The 15,255-nt window shown below is 67.1% G+C and carries 18 protein-coding genes; 13 read left to right on the top strand and 5 right to left on the bottom strand.

Annotation, left to right across the window (positions count from 1 at the left end):
- Positions 1-76 precede the first annotated feature (76 nt).
- Both D5301_RS00800 and D5301_RS00795 read left to right on the top strand, forming a co-directional pair.
- Complete coding sequence (locus D5301_RS00800; protein ID WP_110713655.1) at positions 77-961, top strand: LysR family transcriptional regulator; 885 nt, start codon at positions 77-79, stop codon at positions 959-961.
- 129 nt (positions 962-1,090) lie between these two features.
- On the top strand, positions 1,091-1,753 hold the full coding sequence (locus D5301_RS00795) for an SMI1/KNR4 family protein (protein WP_239496499.1): 663 nt from the start codon (positions 1,091-1,093) through the stop codon (positions 1,751-1,753).
- Positions 1,754-1,804: 51 nt separating this feature from the next.
- On the opposite strand, the gene D5301_RS00790 is transcribed toward D5301_RS00795, so the two are convergent.
- Positions 1,805-2,467, bottom strand: coding sequence for a TetR/AcrR family transcriptional regulator (locus tag D5301_RS00790; protein WP_153854507.1), 663 nt, complete (start codon positions 2,465-2,467; stop codon positions 1,805-1,807).
- A 75-nt stretch (positions 2,468-2,542) separates the two neighbouring features.
- Between D5301_RS00790 and D5301_RS00785 the strand changes: the two genes are divergently transcribed.
- Entirely contained in the window at positions 2,543-3,238 is a 696-nt protein-coding gene (locus D5301_RS00785) for a hydrolase (protein WP_153854506.1), read from the top strand.
- A 12-nt stretch (positions 3,239-3,250) separates the two neighbouring features.
- Here the strand turns inward: D5301_RS00785 and D5301_RS00780 are convergent, their stop codons facing one another.
- Complete coding sequence (locus D5301_RS00780; RefSeq protein WP_153854505.1) at positions 3,251-3,667, bottom strand: VOC family protein; 417 nt, start codon at positions 3,665-3,667, stop codon at positions 3,251-3,253.
- A 206-nt stretch (positions 3,668-3,873) separates the two neighbouring features.
- On the opposite strand from D5301_RS00780, the gene D5301_RS00775 reads away from it, so the two are divergent.
- The gene (locus D5301_RS00775; protein ID WP_153854504.1) at positions 3,874-4,338 is read left to right on the top strand and encodes a hypothetical protein; all 465 of its coding nucleotides are present in this window, start codon (positions 3,874-3,876) and stop codon (positions 4,336-4,338) included.
- 64 nt (positions 4,339-4,402) lie between these two features.
- On the top strand, positions 4,403-4,945 hold the full coding sequence (locus D5301_RS00770) for a hypothetical protein (protein WP_153854503.1): 543 nt from the start codon (positions 4,403-4,405) through the stop codon (positions 4,943-4,945).
- 46 nt (positions 4,946-4,991) lie between these two features.
- On the opposite strand, the gene D5301_RS00765 is transcribed toward D5301_RS00770, so the two are convergent.
- Positions 4,992-6,095 (bottom strand): alkene reductase, encoded by a 1,104-nt coding sequence (locus tag D5301_RS00765; protein WP_153854502.1) that lies wholly within the window; start codon positions 6,093-6,095, stop codon positions 4,992-4,994.
- A gap of 130 nt (positions 6,096-6,225) precedes the next feature.
- On the opposite strand from D5301_RS00765, the gene D5301_RS00760 reads away from it, so the two are divergent.
- The 6 genes from D5301_RS00760 to D5301_RS00735 all read left to right on the top strand — a co-directional run bounded on the left by D5301_RS00760 (position 6,226) and on the right by D5301_RS00735 (position 11,535).
- Positions 6,226-7,131 carry a LysR family transcriptional regulator gene (locus D5301_RS00760; protein ID WP_153854501.1) on the top strand — a complete coding sequence of 302 codons (906 nt, stop codon included), beginning with the start codon at positions 6,226-6,228 and terminating at the stop codon, positions 7,129-7,131.
- Positions 7,132-7,201: 70 nt separating this feature from the next.
- The gene (frmR, locus tag D5301_RS00755) at positions 7,202-7,477 is read left to right on the top strand and encodes a formaldehyde-responsive transcriptional repressor FrmR (RefSeq protein ID WP_005411009.1); all 276 of its coding nucleotides are present in this window, start codon (positions 7,202-7,204) and stop codon (positions 7,475-7,477) included.
- A 58-nt stretch (positions 7,478-7,535) separates the two neighbouring features.
- On the top strand, positions 7,536-8,645 hold the full coding sequence (locus tag D5301_RS00750) for an S-(hydroxymethyl)glutathione dehydrogenase/class III alcohol dehydrogenase (protein WP_110713638.1): 1,110 nt from the start codon (positions 7,536-7,538) through the stop codon (positions 8,643-8,645).
- An 8-nt stretch (positions 8,646-8,653) separates the two neighbouring features.
- On the top strand, positions 8,654-9,010 hold the full coding sequence (locus tag D5301_RS00745) for a YqcC family protein (RefSeq protein ID WP_110713636.1): 357 nt from the start codon (positions 8,654-8,656) through the stop codon (positions 9,008-9,010).
- A gap of 63 nt (positions 9,011-9,073) precedes the next feature.
- Positions 9,074-9,904 (top strand): S-formylglutathione hydrolase, encoded by an 831-nt coding sequence (fghA, locus tag D5301_RS00740; protein WP_153854500.1) that lies wholly within the window; start codon positions 9,074-9,076, stop codon positions 9,902-9,904.
- Between the two features lie 185 nt (positions 9,905-10,089).
- Positions 10,090-11,535: a GGDEF domain-containing protein gene (locus tag D5301_RS00735; RefSeq protein ID WP_153854499.1), complete on the top strand. Its 1,446-nt coding sequence runs from the start codon at positions 10,090-10,092 to the stop codon at positions 11,533-11,535.
- Positions 11,536-11,567: 32 nt separating this feature from the next.
- Here the strand turns inward: D5301_RS00735 and D5301_RS00730 are convergent, their stop codons facing one another.
- Positions 11,568-12,038 carry a hypothetical protein gene (locus D5301_RS00730; RefSeq protein WP_110713630.1) on the bottom strand — a complete coding sequence of 157 codons (471 nt, stop codon included), beginning with the start codon at positions 12,036-12,038 and terminating at the stop codon, positions 11,568-11,570.
- A 5-nt stretch (positions 12,039-12,043) separates the two neighbouring features.
- Positions 12,044-12,490, bottom strand: coding sequence for a universal stress protein (locus D5301_RS00725; RefSeq protein WP_088027082.1), 447 nt, complete (start codon positions 12,488-12,490; stop codon positions 12,044-12,046).
- A 156-nt stretch (positions 12,491-12,646) separates the two neighbouring features.
- Between D5301_RS00725 and D5301_RS00720 the strand changes: the two genes are divergently transcribed.
- Complete coding sequence (locus tag D5301_RS00720) at positions 12,647-13,564, top strand: LysR family transcriptional regulator (RefSeq protein WP_110713629.1); 918 nt, start codon at positions 12,647-12,649, stop codon at positions 13,562-13,564.
- A gap of 153 nt (positions 13,565-13,717) precedes the next feature.
- Entirely contained in the window at positions 13,718-15,247 is a 1,530-nt protein-coding gene (locus tag D5301_RS00715) for an MFS transporter (RefSeq protein ID WP_153854498.1), read from the top strand.
- Positions 15,248-15,255 lie beyond the last annotated feature (8 nt).

Below are 15,255 nucleotides of genomic sequence, written 5' to 3'. Positions count from 1 at the left end.
GTTTTACAATACGCCCCGTACCCAGCGGCAAGAAGCGCGGATATCGGCATGATTCATCAAGTGGAACTGCACAATCATGGCCACTGACAACCTCTCCCACTTGGCCGCGTTCGCGGCGGTCGCGCGCCACCGCAGCTTCCGCCGCGCCGGCGCCGAGCTGGCGCTGTCGACCTCGGCGGTGAGCTATGCGATCCGCGCGCTGGAAGAACGCTTGGGCGTGGGCCTGTTCCATCGCACCACCCGCAGCGTGGCCCTGACCGAGGCCGGGCAGCGCCTGCTCGAGCGCCTGCAACCGGCACTGGGGCAGGTGCATGACGCGCTGGAAGAGATGAACCAGTTCCGGGCCGTCCCGGCCGGCCTGCTGCGCATCAACGCCACCCGCGCGGCGGTGCCGACCCAGTTGCGGCCGCGGCTGGCGCGTTTCCTGCACGCGCATCCGGACATCCGGGTGGAACTGACCGAGAACGATGGCCTGGTCGACATCGTCGCCGAGGGCTACGACGCCGGCGTGCGCCTGCATGAGTTCGTGCCGGAGGACATGGTGGCGGTGCCGATGGGGCCACCGCTGCGCGGGCTGATCGTCGGCTCGCCGGACTACCTGCGCCGGCACCCGGCGCCGCAGCACCCGCGCGACCTGGCCGCGCACGAATGCATCCGCTTCCGCTTCGCCAGTGGCCATCTGTACAAGTGGCAGTTCGAACGCGAGGGACGGGCGTTGGAGATCGATGTGCCGGGGCGGCTGACGCTGGGCGAGCAGGGCACCGTGGTCAGTGCGGTGCTCGATGGCATCGGCCTGGCCTATGTGCTGGAAGACACCGCGCGGCCGTACATCGACTCGGGCCAGATGGTGGCGGTGCTGGAAGACTGGAGCGAACCGTTCGCCGGTTTCGCGCTGTACTACCCGAAGCAGCGGCAGATGCCTGCCGCACTGCGTGCGTTCGTGGATATGCTGCGCGAGTGAATCGCAGCGGATGGCGCAGAGCCGTCCAATGACCGGCTCCAGCGAGAGGTTTCCGAGTAGATCCGCGCCATGCGGGGATGGCGTTCACCCGCTAGAGTGAGTCTTCTCAACAAAAGGACGTCATTGAGCATGCTCGCCGATCTCGAACAGGCTTCCGGCCAGACCTTCCCGCCGTTGTTCCGCCAGCTGGTGGAAGGCAACCGTTTCAGCTGGGGCGAGCAGGGCCCGAACTGGTACCGCACGGTGTTCCCGCAGGTGCAGCCGCAGCCGCCGGTACTGCTGTATGCCAACGACTATGAACCGATCGAGCCGAGCGAACTGCGCGCAGCCTGGGAAGATCTGACTGCCGAAGATCATTACAACCCGCTGCGCGATGACCTGAAACTGCTGCCGTTCGCGCGCACTGGCGCGGGTGATCACTACTGTTTCTGGACCAATGCACCGGGCTCCAGTGAGTCGCCGGTGCTGCTGGTCTGGCATGACGATGATCGCGCCGATCTGCTGGCCGCGAGCTTCCAGGACTTCCTGTTCCGCAAGATGGCCGAAGCGGTGGTGGAGCTGGAGGAAGAGGATTCGCTGCTTTCGGAGGGCGATATCGGAACCAATCTGCAGGCCTGGCTCGGTACCCATCGTGGCTGGCTGCGAGGGGACCAGGCAGCTGCGCTGCAGGCGTTGTATGCACGCGTTGAGGACATCACTGCGGGTGAGATCAGTGACGAGGACGTGCAGCCGCTGCTGCAGCTGATCGCGTTCGATGGTATCGACAGCGAAATGCCCTACGTGCAGTCGTGACCTGATCCGAAGCGTTGCCGGTAGATCCACGCCATGCGTGGATGCGGCCGGCTACGGTACCTGCAGTACGGGTGCCAACAATTCCAGGCAATCACGCAGATGCATCTCTACGGGGGCATCTGCGTCCACCACGCCGATCACACGTTCGCGCAGCGGCTCGGCCACGGCCATCGCCAGGATCAGTCGCGCCATGCACGCGGCATCTCCCTCGCGCAGCAGCCCGCGCTGCTGCTGCCGCGCCAGCCAGTCGGCCAGCAGCGCACGGCCGCGTTCGATGCCGTTGTCCAGGTAGGCGTGCAGCAGCGCGTCCTTGCCAGGAAAGTCGGTGGCCAGCAGCCGGAATACCTGCACCGCCTGCGCCGACAGTGCCTGCGCGCAGACCGCCTGCAGGATGTCCTGCAGCAACGGCAGCACCTCGTCGGCATTGCGCGCATCGCGCTGCAACTGCGGCGCGAAGCCGTCGGTCCACTCGCGCACTGCCAACCCGACCAGTTCCTCGCGGTTGCTGGCGTGGCGGTACACGGTTTTCTTCGCCACCCCAGCGTGCGCCGCCACCGCTTCGATGGTGGTGGCCTCGTAACCCTGTGCCAGCAGCAGTTCCAGGGTGGCCTGCAGCACCGCGTGGCGGACTTCGGCTTCCGGGCGCGCAGGGCGGCCGCGGCGGCGGATTGGTGAGGGTGGCTCGGGCAGGGTGCTGCTGTTCATTGCGCCCATCTTACCGCATTCGGATAATTGCGAAACGAAGAACGTTTCCGTATTGTCAGGTCTCCCGACATGCAGGAGACCCCGATGGATACCGCTGTGAACGCCCGCGCCTGGCTGGACCACCACGATCTGCTCGACCCCGCACCGATGCATCTGGAAACCGGCATCCAGCGCCGCGAAGACGGTACCCTGCTGGTGGCGGTGCGTACCGATCTGCATGGCTGCAAGGGCCGCATGCTGGACTGGTGGTTCACCTTCTTCGAGACCACCCAGCACATCCGCTGGTGGCATCCGGTCGACCATGTCGAGCATCGCGGCTGGGACGCGGCCTGGCAGCGTGGACGCAGCTACCACGGTGCCAGCATCCATGCCGTGGAATCGCTGGCTGACATTCCGCCGGTGGCGGCGCGCCTGAAGTTCCATGACCCGCGCACGTTGCTGGTGCCCGAGCGCCTGCAGGTGGCACAGGATGCAGGCGATGTATCGGCGGTGATCGCCGCGCGCATCGGCTTCGGTGACCACGTACGCCTGGATGCAAACGGTGATCCCTGCGACGGGCAGATGCTGCACGTGGCGCGCGATACGCCGTTTGGCTGCGTGCTGCGCAGCCGCTTCGTACTCGGCCTGGACAGCACCGATCCGCACCGCGATGCCGGCGATGCTGTCGGCCTGGGCCTGCTCAAGCACTGCTATACGGAGTTCAGTTTCCTCTCGCGCCTGCTGCCGTCGCTGTACTACGGCGAGCGTGCCAACGGCGAAGCGGTGCCGTTGCCGTGGTGAACGATGCGCCGGTCATTCGACCAGCACGTCGTAGCCTTCGCCACTGAACTGGATCAGACAGAAGCCATGGCCGAATGGATCGGCCAGCACGGCGATGCGCCCCCAGCGACGCTCGCGCACGGACTGCTCAAGTGTCGCCCCGGCCGCAACCGCACGTACCACTCCAGCTTCGATGTCATCCACCACCCAATCCAGGTGCAGCGGCGTCCAATGGCGCTCGTAGTCGCGCACGTCGCCGTCTTCAGTAGCGACGCTGCCAGCTTCGTTCTGCAGCAGGTACAACGGTGTTGGCCCGCCGAGCAGTTCCACGGCCTCCGGCCCGAGACGGCGGCCGATGCGCAGGCCGAAGGCTTCGGTGTAGAAGGTTTCAGCGGCAGCAAGATCGGGCACGTCGAGGTTGACGATGAACGACGTGGTGACGGAGTTCATGGGGACTTTCGTCATGTTGTTGGGCACGGATGGGCGGTCTAGGATCGCACTGTAGTTCAGGATCGGAGTGCCCGGTCGTTGCGACTGGTGGCCTCGTTGCCAGGGAGGATTCCATGCGGGATCTGGAAGTGGAAGCGCGACTACGCACGCTGGAGCAACGGGCAGCCCGATGGCGCTGGCTGCTGGTGGCAGCGCCCGTGCTGATGATGTCGATCGTGCTGGCCGGTCGCGGTTTTGCCAGGCCGGAGGCCGGCATTGTTCCGGAGATCCGAACCCAGCGCCTGATCGTGCTTGATCAGGAAGGGCGCAAGCGGGTGGAGATCGGTGAGGACGCGCCGGACCTGGACATCAAGCGCAACGCCCGGGTGGCGGGGTTGATCATCTTCGATGGCAATGAACAGGAGCGTGGAGGCATGGTCACGGCCGACGATGGCAGTGCCACGGTTGCCCTGGATGCGCCGCGCGGCGTTGGCTATCGCGTGTCAGATCGGGCTGGAATGAAAGTGGGAGCGGACGGTTCGGCGCTTATCGGTGTCCTGTCCAACGCCGGGGGTTTTGCCGCCAGGCTGGTCGCGCAGGGCGCGGAAGGACAGCTGGAGCTGAGCCGCATGGAGTCCGCCGAAGGTGGCGCATCCACCCGTGTGATCCACGTGGACGCTGATGGCAAGTGACGGAGCAACAACCACAGACTCAAACAGGGAGCGCAACATGCATGAACAGGATATAGCCCTACGCTTGGAACGCCTGGAACACCGGCTGCGCCGCAGGAATCTGCTGGCGGCCTCGATGTTCGCGCTGGGCGCATCGTTGGCCCTGATCGGAACCAGCGTGGCCACACCTGATGCCGGCGTGGTGCCGGAGATCCGTACCTACAAGCTGACCGTGCTCGACAGTGAAGGGCGCACGCGCGTGCAGATTGCCGAGGATGCCAGTGACATTGCCCGCAACTCACGCGCAACGGGCATGACCATCTACGATGCGAAGGGCGATGAGCGCGGTGGCATCGGCACCATGGCCAACGGCAGCGCGGTGATGGCGTTGGATGCACCGGTTGGCGTGGGTTACAAGGTTCGCGATCGGGCGGGCATGAGGGTCGCGGCCGATGGCTCCGCCGTGATCACGGCACTGTCCAATGAGGGCAGCTTTGCCGCCAGCCTGGTGGCGCAGGGCAACCAGGGGCGGCTTGAGCTGAGTCGCAAGGATTCGGCCAAGGGCGAAATCAGCACCCGTGTGCTGACCTTTGATTCGGACTCGACCAAGGTGGAGAAGGCGCCGTGATGTGTCCTGTGGCGAGTGGCGCGTCGCATCCACGCATCGCGTGGCTCTACGGCGCGCGCGGGTAGTCGAGGTAGCCTGCTTCGCCACCACCGTAATAGGTGTTGCGGTCGGGCGTGGCCAGCGCGACGTCGTGCTGCAGGCGCTCGACCAGATCCGGGTTGGCGATGAACGGCTGGCCGAATGCGGCCAGGTCGATGGTGCCGGCCTCGACCAGTTGCAGGGCACGCTCGCGGGTCATGCCGCCGGCCAGGATCACGGTGCCACCGTAGGCCTGCTTGAACTGCTGCAGGAAGGCCTCGCCCAGCACCGGGTGCCCCGCCTGCAGGTTGTCGTTGAGATGCACATAGGCCAGCCCGCGCTTGCCCAGTTCCTCGGCCAGGTACAGATAGGTGGCTTCGTTGTCGGGGTAGAACGGCATGTCGAAGGTGAGGTTGTTCGGTGCCAGGCGCACGCCGATGCGATGCGCACCGATGCGCTGTGCCATCGCGTCGACCGTTTCCAGGATCAATCGCGCGCGGTTGTGCAGTGAACCGCCATAGCGGTCTTCGCGCTGGTTGATGAGCGGGTTGAGGAACTGCTCGAACAGGTAACCGTTGGCGGCATGCAGCTCGATACCGTCGAAGCCGGCGGCGATGGCGTTGTCCGCCCCGCGTACGAAGTCGTCGATGATGCCGGGCATCTCCGCGGTCTGCAGTGCACGTGCCGGAGTGGGATCGGCGTGGCCACGGCTGCCATCGTCCAGATAGACGAACGAGGTGTTCTTCGGTGCGCTGGCGACCGGGCGCGTACCCGCGCTGACCGGTTGACCGCCCCCGGGCTGCAGCGAGGCATGCGACATGCGGCCGACGTGCCAGAGCTGGGCGAAGATCCTGCCCTGCTCGGCATGTACAGCCTCGGTGACCAGCTTCCAGCCGGCCACCTGCTCGGCCGACCAGATGCCCGGCACATCGATGTAGCCCTGGCCCTGCGGCGAGACCGGCGTGCCTTCGCTGATGATCAGGCCGGCGCTGGCGCGCTGCCGGTAGTACTGCGCGGTGAGCGCGTTGGCGATCGCGCCGGGATTGCGGGCGCGGGTCATCGGCGCCATTGCGATGCGGTTGCGCAGGGAGGTTCCTGACAGGTCGAACGGGCGGAAGAGGGCGGTGGTCATGTCGGTCATCTCGGTGCGGGGGAGAGGCGCCAGCGGCGCGATGCACACAGGATGGAGTTGACATGCGGGTGCATAAAGCGCTTCGATCTCCCTTGGGGCGGGACTATTTGTCCCCAATGGAGTGCGAACGATGCTGCCGCTGGAATCCTTGAATGGCCTGGTGACGTTCGTCACGACCGCACGCTCGGGCAGCTTCACCGAGGCGGCAGACGCGCTGGGCATCTCGCGCTCGGCGGTGGGCAAGGCCATCGCCCGGCTGGAAACGCGGCTGGGTGTGCGCCTGTTCCATCGCACTACGCGGCGCATCGCACTGACCACTGATGGCGAGGCGTACTACGCCTCCTGTGCGGCGGCGCTGGAAGAAATCTCCGCGGCCGAGGCCTGTCTGGGTTCGGCGGGCCTGCCCAGCGGGCGGCTGCGCATCGACATGCCGTCCTCGTTCGGGCGGCTGGTGGTGCTGCCGGAGCTGTTGCGCCTGTGCCGGCAGTACCCGGACCTGCAGTTGACGATGACCTTCACCGATCACTTCGTCGATCCGGTCGAAGAGGGCATCGACCTGCTGATCCGCTTCGGCGGGCTGCACCAGGCCGAGCATCTGGTCGCGCGTCGGCTGGGCCGCCAACGCCTGGTCACCTGCGCATCGCCGGAGTACCTGCAGGCGCATGGCGTGCCGCGCACGGTGGAGGAACTGGCGCAGCACCGCAGCATCGTCGGCTTCCGCCATGGCCAGCCGATCTGGTGGCGGATCGGCAGCGAGGATGACGAGGGAACGTTCATTCCCAGTGCGCCGTATCAACTCAATGATGGCGATGCGGTGATCGAAGCGGCAATCGCCGGCCTCGGCATCTGCCAGATGCCCATTTCACTGGTGCGCCGCCATCTCGATTCCGGCGTGCTGCAATCGGTGCTGGACGAACACATGCAGCGGCACATCGACATCCACGCGCTGTGGCCACCGACGCGTCACCTGCGGCCGAAGGTGCGCTACGTGGTGGATGAACTGACCCGGTTGGCGGGTGAGGGATTGTTCGATTGAGCCGGCCGGGATTGAGTCCGTGGCTCCGGCTTGTATACTATCCCCTAGTATAGTTCCAAGGTGGCCCGCCATGCCGCACTCCCCCGAAGAGAAGAAGAAGGTCCTGGCCCGCGTGCGCCGCATCCGCGGCCAGTGCGATGCGCTGGACCGCGCGCTGGAAGCCGGTGCCGACTGCGGGCCGGTGCTGCAGCAGATCGCCGCCATCCGTGGTGCGGTCAACGGCCTGATGTCCGAGGTGATGGAGGCCCATCTGCGCGAGGAGTTCGGCCAACCCGCGGCCTCCGACGAACAACGCGCCGAACGCGTGCGCGACATGAGCGCGTTGATCCGCTCGTACCTGAAATAAACGATGGCGCAACATGGCGCCGCCCATCCTGTCATTGCCTGTTTTTGGAGAAACCACCATGAAGTCCCGTGCCGCCGTCGCCTTTGGTCCCGGCCAGCCGCTGCAGATCGTCGAGATCGACGTCGCCCCGCCGAAGAAGGGCGAAGTGCTGGTGAAGATCACCCATACCGGTGTCTGCCACACCGATGCGTTCACCCTGTCCGGCGATGATCCGGAAGGCCTGTTCCCGGTGGTGCTGGGCCATGAAGGCGCCGGCATCGTGGTGGAAGTGGGCGAGGGCGTGACCAGCGTCAAGCCGGGCGACCACGTGATTCCGCTGTACACCGCCGAGTGCGGCGAGTGCCTGTTCTGCAAGAGCGGCAAGACCAACCTGTGCGTGTCGGTCCGTGCCACCCAGGGCAAGGGCGTGATGCCTGACGGCACCAGCCGCTTCAGCTACAACGGCGAGCCGCTGTACCACTACATGGGTTGCTCGACCTTCAGCGAGTACACCGTGGTGGCCGAAGTCTCACTGGCGAAGATCAATCCGGACGCGAACCCGGAGCACGTCTGCCTGCTCGGCTGCGGCGTCACCACCGGCATCGGCGCGGTACACAACACCGCCAAGGTGCAGGAAGGCGACAGCGTGGCGGTGTTCGGCCTGGGTGGCATCGGCCTGGCGGTGATCCAGGGCGCGCGCCAGGCCAAGGCCGGCCGCATCATCGCGGTGGACACCAATCCGTCCAAGTTCGAGCTGGCCCGCGAATTCGGCGCCACCGACTGCATCAACCCGAAAGACCACGACAAGCCCATCCAGCAGGTCATCGTCGAGATGACCACCTGGGGCGTGGACCACAGCTTCGAATGCATCGGCAACGTCAACGTGATGCGCGCGGCGCTGGAATGCGCGCACCGTGGCTGGGGCCAGAGCGTGGTGATCGGCGTGGCCGGTTCGGGCCAGGAAATCTCCACCCGTCCGTTCCAGCTGGTGACCGGCCGCAAGTGGATGGGCACCGCCTTCGGTGGCGTGAAGGGCCGCAGCCAGCTGCCGGGCATGGTCGAGGACGCGATGAAGGGCGATATCGAACTGGCACCGTTCGTCACCCATACCATGGACCTGGACAAGATCAACGAAGCCTTCGACCTGATGCATGAAGGCAAGTCGATCCGGTCGGTGGTCCATTACTGAGGCGCGGCATGGGCTGGTTCGATGCCCTGCGCAGGCCGCGTGCGGACGATCCGCGCGCGGCTTTGGTCGATCCGATCGAGCAGGCCCTGCGTGCACTGGGCTGGGTCGAGGGTGTGGTCGGGCCGCCTCGCGCGGTGGATTCCGCCTTCGGCATCGACGAGATGCCGTTCGAGCACTGGCTGGCGCAGGTGTTCCTGCCGCGCCTGCACGAAGCCCGCGCCGATGGCCAATGGCCACCGCACAGCAACGTGGCGGTGGCGGCGTATCGCAACCTGGACGGCCAGCCCGGTGTCGAGCCCTTGCTGCGCCTGTTGGCACAGCTGGATGAACGGATCAACAAAGGCATCCACGCCGCGCGTGGATAAGCCGACCAAGGTCGGCATCTACCAGAAGCACGCGTGCGCTGACGCGCCGCGCAGGAGAGCACCATGGAACGTATTGAACACCGCGCCTGTTTTGGCGGCTGGCAGGACGTCTACCGCCATCATTCCAGCGCGCTGGGCTGCGACATGCAGTTCGCCGTGTACCTGCCGCCGCAGGCGGAAACACAGAAGCTGCCGGTGCTGTACTGGCTGAGCGGCCTGACCTGCACCGAGCAGAACGTCATCACCAAGGCCGGCGCGCAGCGTTATGCGGCCGAGCACGGTGTGATCATCGTCGCGCCCGACACCAGCCCGCGCGGTGATGACGTGGCCGATGCCGAGGGCTACGACCTGGGCAAGGGGGCAGGCTTCTACCTCAATGCCACCCGCGCACCGTGGGCGAAGCACTACCGCATGCACGACTATGTGGCGCAGGAACTGCCGGCGCTGATCGAGGCGAACTTCGCGGTGACCGACGCGCGCGCGATCAGTGGCCATTCGATGGGCGGCCATGGCGCGCTGGTGATCGCGCTGCGCAACCCCGGGCGCTACCGCAGCGTGTCGGCGTTTTCGCCGATCGTCGCGCCCAGCCACGTGCCGTGGGGGCAGAAGGCCTTCCATGCCTACCTGGGCGACAACCCGGCCGACTGGGCGCAGTGGGATGCCTGCGAGCTGATCGCTGTGGCTGACGAGCGCCTGCCGCTGCTGGTCGACCAGGGCGAGGCGGACGAGTTCCTGCAGACCCAGCTGCAGCCGCAGCGCCTGCAGCAGGCCTGCGATGCGGCCAACCACCCGCTGACCCTGCGCCTGCAGCCGGGTTACGACCACAGCTATTACTTCATCGCCAGCTTCATCGGCGAGCACATCGCGCACCACGCTCGGGCACTGCACGGCTGACGGCTTTCCGGTAGTGCCGGCCGCTGGCCGGCAACCTGCAGCCCAGTGATTCCCCGGGATTGCCGGCCAGCGGCCGGCACTGCCATGGCGGGCACGCGGCGTGTCGTCTTGCCGTAGTGGATCACGCCGCTGTGGCGCGGGCAGGACTATCGTGCGCGCGTACGGCCTTGCGGATCGGGGGATGCATGCCGGTAGTGCTGGCGCTGCTGTATGTGCTGTGCCATGGCCTGGTGCTGACCCTGTGGCCGGGCCCCGCCGGGGTGGGATCGTTCGTGTTCCTCACCGGCGCACCGTTGCTGGCGGCGGGCGCCTGCCTGTGGCGGGCGCGCCGCGACCGGGCGGCCTTGGGCTGGCGCGCCACCGCGCTTGCGCTGCTGCTGTGGGCGGGCGGCATGGCCTCCAACATGGTCGATGCGCTGGGGGCTGGCCGCGCCGATATCACCCCGCAGGCAAGCCTGTTCCTGTACGTGCTGTATGGCGTCCCGCTGGTGTTCATCCTGGCCCGCGCGCGCCGCGAACGAATGAGCATCAGCCTGATCGATGCGGCGATGGCGGCACTGCTGGGCGTGCTGTTCTTCGTACATACGCAGTCGTTCGCCGACCGGGTCGAGATCGATCCCCTGGCGCTGGTCAGCATGCAGCGCATGTTCGATATCCAGAACCTGTGCATCGCCGGGTTCGCGGTGGTGCGCTGGCTGGCCGTTGATGTACCCGAGCGGCGCAGCTTCTTCCGCGCGCTGGCGCTCTACGCGCTGGCTTACCTGTTGGTGGCGTACTACATCAACCATTACACCTCGGAAGATTCCTTTGGCGCCTACAACGATCTGTTGATCGATCTTCCGTTCCTGTTGCTGGCGCTGCTGGCACTGAGCCACACGCCGCTGCCGGCTGCCCTGCCGCATCCGCGGTTGGCACGCACGGTGCAGGCGGCCGGGCCGATGATCCTGCCGTTGCTGCTGCTGGTGGTGGGTACGCTGGTGGTCGACCATGCACGGCCACTGGCGGTCAGTGGGTTCGTGGTGGCCACGCTGGGCTTCGGCGTGCGCAGCATCCTGCTGCAGGTGGACCTGATGGAACGGCAGGCATCGCTGGACCAGCTGGCACGGCAGGATGGCCTGACTGGCGTGGCCAACCGGCGCGAGTTCGATGCACTGCTGCTGGCGGAGTGGAACCGGGCGCGTCGCAGTGGCACCGAGCTGGCGCTGCTGCTGGTCGACATCGATCACTTCAAGGCATTCAACGACCAGCACGGGCATCCCGCCGGGGACCGCTGCCTGCAGGCCGTGGCCGCGGTGCTGAAGGTCATTGCCGGTCGCGGCGGCGACAGTGTTGCGCGTTACGGCGGCGAAGAATTCGCGGTGATCGTGCCGGCAAGCCCGTTGTCGGGCGTGCTGGCACTGGCCGAACGCCTGCGCGAGGCGGTGGAAGGGCTGCCGCTGCCGGAGGGGCGGGTCAGCATCAGCATTGGCGTGGGCTACCTGCATCCGCCTGCGCTGGCCAGCGCAGGCCAGCTGCTGGCCGATGCCGACGCCGGCCTGTACGCCGCCAAGCGTGCCGGCCGCAACCGGGTGGTACTGCATGCGCAGGTGCTTGACGACGAAGACAGCGCACATGGAACGATCGACTGCTGAATGCCATGCGGCCGGGTCCGCCCGTGGATGGTTCAGCGCTGGCGCAGCCAGCCGGCCGGGTCCAGCAACCTCAGCCCGACCGGTGACAGCGAGCGCTGTCGCAATGGCAGATTCGCCGCGTGGACAGCAAATGCGCAGCGCGCCAGTTGCTGGCGCAACGGTGCCAGGGTGTCGTCTTCGCGGGGGCGCGCATGTCGCCACTGGGCAATGCGCAGCAGGCAGACCAGCAGGTCCAGTTCGCTGGCGGCAATGAAGGGAGAGCCGGCGGGCAGCAGGTCGATCGGGGCGGCGGGCGCGGCCAGCAATGGCAGCAGGGCGACGAACGCATCGCAGCCCTCGCGGTCCAGGCCAAGGTGGCTCAAACCCGCCAGCCCTTCGGCCTGCAGCGTAGGATCACGGAGCTGGCGTATCGCGGCGAGCAGTGCCTGCTCGCCACGACCAAACTGGCGGCCGAATGCCCGGTAGTTGACGCGGGTAGGAAACAAGGGGGAACGGGAGGCCATGGCAGCTAGGGTTGTGGGTCGCGGGTTTCCACCAGCACGGGACAGGGCGCGTGGTCGATGGTCCATTGCCCGATCGAGGGTTCGAACAGGCGTTCCAGGCGGGACAGGTGGCGGTGGCCGATCACGATCAGGTCGCACTTCAGGCGCCGGGCCTGCTCGCTGATCACTTCGCCCGGGTCACCGGAGGGAATCTGCGCGATGGCGTCGACGCCGCGCTCGCGCAGCTCGGCCAGGGCTTCGGCCAGCACCGCTTCGGCCCGCGAGCGCTGGCGGGCGGCTTCCGGGTACTCGATGCGGTCGGCGTCGCTGGCATCGGCCGCCAGCGCGAATTCGGGGTCGAGCACGCACAGCAGGTGCAGGCGGCTGCGGGGGCCGGCAATGGCGGCGGCCAGGTCCAGCACGCGAGCGTGCTGGGGGCCGCCGTCCAGGGCGACCAGCAGGGTAGTGAACATGGATGTCTCCTTGGCAGGCCGGGGATGGTCGCCGATGTCACCGCGCGCACCCATGCCGTGCGCGGCAGTCAATGAATGCGCCAGGCGCAATCCATGGGGGCCACGCGTGCCGTAGAGTCATCCGGATTACTGGAAAATGTTCCACTGGAGACTGCCATGCCCCTGCCGGACCTGAACCTGTTGCTGGCACTGGACGTGCTGATCGACGAATGCAGCGTGGCCGCCGCCGCGCGGCGGATGAACCTGAGCGCGCCGGCGATGAGCCGTACCCTTGGCCGGATCCGCACCGCCCTGGGCGATCCGGTGCTGGTGCGTGCCGGCCGCGGGCTGGCGCCCACGCCGCGTGCGCTGCAGCTGCGTGAGCAGGTCCGCGATGTGATCGAGCAGGCCCATCGTGTGTTCAACGCCGGTCGCGAGATCGACCTGCGCACCCTGGAGCGCACCTTCAATGTCCGCGCCAATGATGTCTTCATCGGTGGATTCGGCGGACGCCTGCGTGAACTGTTCCGCCAGCAGGCGCCGCGCGCGGTGCTGCGCTTCGTGCCCGAGGGCGATACCGACGACGATGCGATGGCGCAGGGCCGGATCGACCTGTACATCAGCACCGCCGGCAAGCATGCGCCCGACACCAAGGTGCAGAACCTGTTCAGTACCTCGTTCATGGGCGCCGCGCGCGAGGACCATCCGCTGTTCGATGAGGAGATCAGCGCCGAGCGTTTTGCTGCCTGCGATCACATCGCGGTGTCGCGGCGGGGGCTGCCGCGTGGCCCGATCGATGACGACCTGGCCACGCTGGGCCTGCAGCGGCGGGTGGCGCTGATCAGCCCGACCTTCCACGGCGCGATCTTCGCTGCGGCCGAGTCGGACCTGATCCTGCCGCAGATGCCGAGCGTGATGCTGGAGCGGATCGTCAGCATGCGCCTGCCGCTGCGCCTGTTCCCGCTGCCGATCCCGGTGCGCACCGCCGCCATCGTGCAGGCCTGGCACCCGCGGCTGGACAACGATGCTGCGCACCAGTGGCTGCGCCGCTCGATCAAGACCATGTGCGAGCGTGTCGAGGACACCCACCGGTGACACCTGCAGGCGTGCGCGCGGCGCACGCCTGGGATGCCGATGGCACCATTTTTCGCAGGGTACCGGCTCCCTAGACTGCGCTCCCCGGAGTTTCACTGAGCGCATTCCAATGACCCCCAACATGCCGTGCACTGCACGGATTGGTGCCCGGCGATGAATACGCCGGCCGCCGCTGTCCCGGCCGCTGCAGCGCCCCGTCCTGCCGCCGCCCCCGGGCTCGACCGCCGCGTCCTGGTCGGCCTGTGTGGCGTGCTGCTGGCGGTGCTGGTGTCGGGCTTCAACGAGAACATCACCAAGGTCGCCCTGGCCGACATCCGCGGTGCGATGGGTTTCAGCGTCGACGACGGCAGCTGGATCGTCGCCCTCTACAGCGCGATGTCGGTCAGCGCGATGGCCTTCGCCCCGTGGTGTGCCGCCACCTTCTCGCTGCGCCGTTTCGCGCTGGCGATGATCGGTGGCTTCATGGTGCTGGGCGTGCTCTGCCCGCTTGCCCCGAACCTGCAGGTGTTCCTGCTGCTGCGCGCGCTGCAGGGCCTGTGCGGTGGTGCGCTGCCGCCGCTGCTGATGAGCGTGGCGCTGCGCTTCCTGCCGCCGGGCATCAAGCTGTATGGCCTGGCGGGTTACGCGTTGACCGCTACCTTCGGCCCGAGCATGGGCACGCCGCTGGCCGCGTTCTGGGTCGAGCAGGTGGGCTGGCATTGGGCGTTCTGGCAGATCGTGCCGTACTGCCTGGCGGCCATGGCGATGGTCAGCTGGGGCCTGCCACAGGACCCGCTGCGGCTGGAGCGTTTTGCCCAGTTCGATGGCGTGGGCCTGCTGCTCGGCCTGCCGGCGCTGGTGCTGCTGGTGCTGGGCCTGGTGCAGGGCCCGCGCCTGAACTGGTTCGACTCGCCGATGATCACCCTGATGATCGGTGGCGGCGCCGGCCTGATGGTGCTGTTCATGATCAATGAATGGTTCCACCCGCTGCCGTTCTTCAAGCTGCAGCTGCTGGCCAACCGCAACCTCAGCTACTCGCTGGTGACCCTGGGCGGCGTGCTGTTCGTGCTGCTGGCAGTGATCTCGATTCCCTCCGGTTTCCTGGCCAGCGTGCAGGGCTACCGGCCATTGCAGACCGCACCGATGCTGCTGTGGGTGGCGCTGCCACAGGTGATCGCACTGCCGTTGGTGGCGGCGTTGTTGAACATCCGCGCAGTGGATTGCCGCTGGGTGCAGGCCACCGGCCTGGCGATGCTGGCGCTGGCCTGCTGGCTGGGCTCGCATCTGGAGGTGGCCTGGATCCGCGACAACTTCCTGTGGGTACAGCTGCTGCAGGTATTCGCCCAGCCGATGGCGGTGTTGCCGCTGCTGATGCTGGCCACTGGCGGGCTGGCACCGCAGGACGGTCCGTTCGCCTCGGCGTGGTTCAACACGGTCAAGGGCTTTGCTGCCGTGCTCGCCAGCGGCGTGCTGGATGCCGTCGCCCAGGGCCGCCGTCATTTCCATTCCACCGTGCTGGTCGACCGCCTTGGCGAGCAGCCGTGGCTGGCCGAGGGCCCGCAGCTGGGTGCGCGCCTGCATGCACAGGTGCAGGCGCTGACCTCGGCCGACCTGTACTGGGTGGTCGCGCTGGTGGCGCTGGCCTTCATTCCCCTCATTGCCTGGATGCCCACCCGCATCCATCCGCCACGTGCCGTGGCCTGAACCTTTCG

The sequence above is a fragment of the Stenotrophomonas sp. MH181796 genome (genome assembly GCF_009659995.1).
In the GTDB taxonomy this organism is placed as follows: domain Bacteria; phylum Pseudomonadota; class Gammaproteobacteria; order Xanthomonadales; family Xanthomonadaceae; genus Stenotrophomonas; species Stenotrophomonas riyadhensis.
Note: the sequence above shows the minus strand (reverse complement) of the source record. Positions and strands in the feature narration are given on the sequence as shown.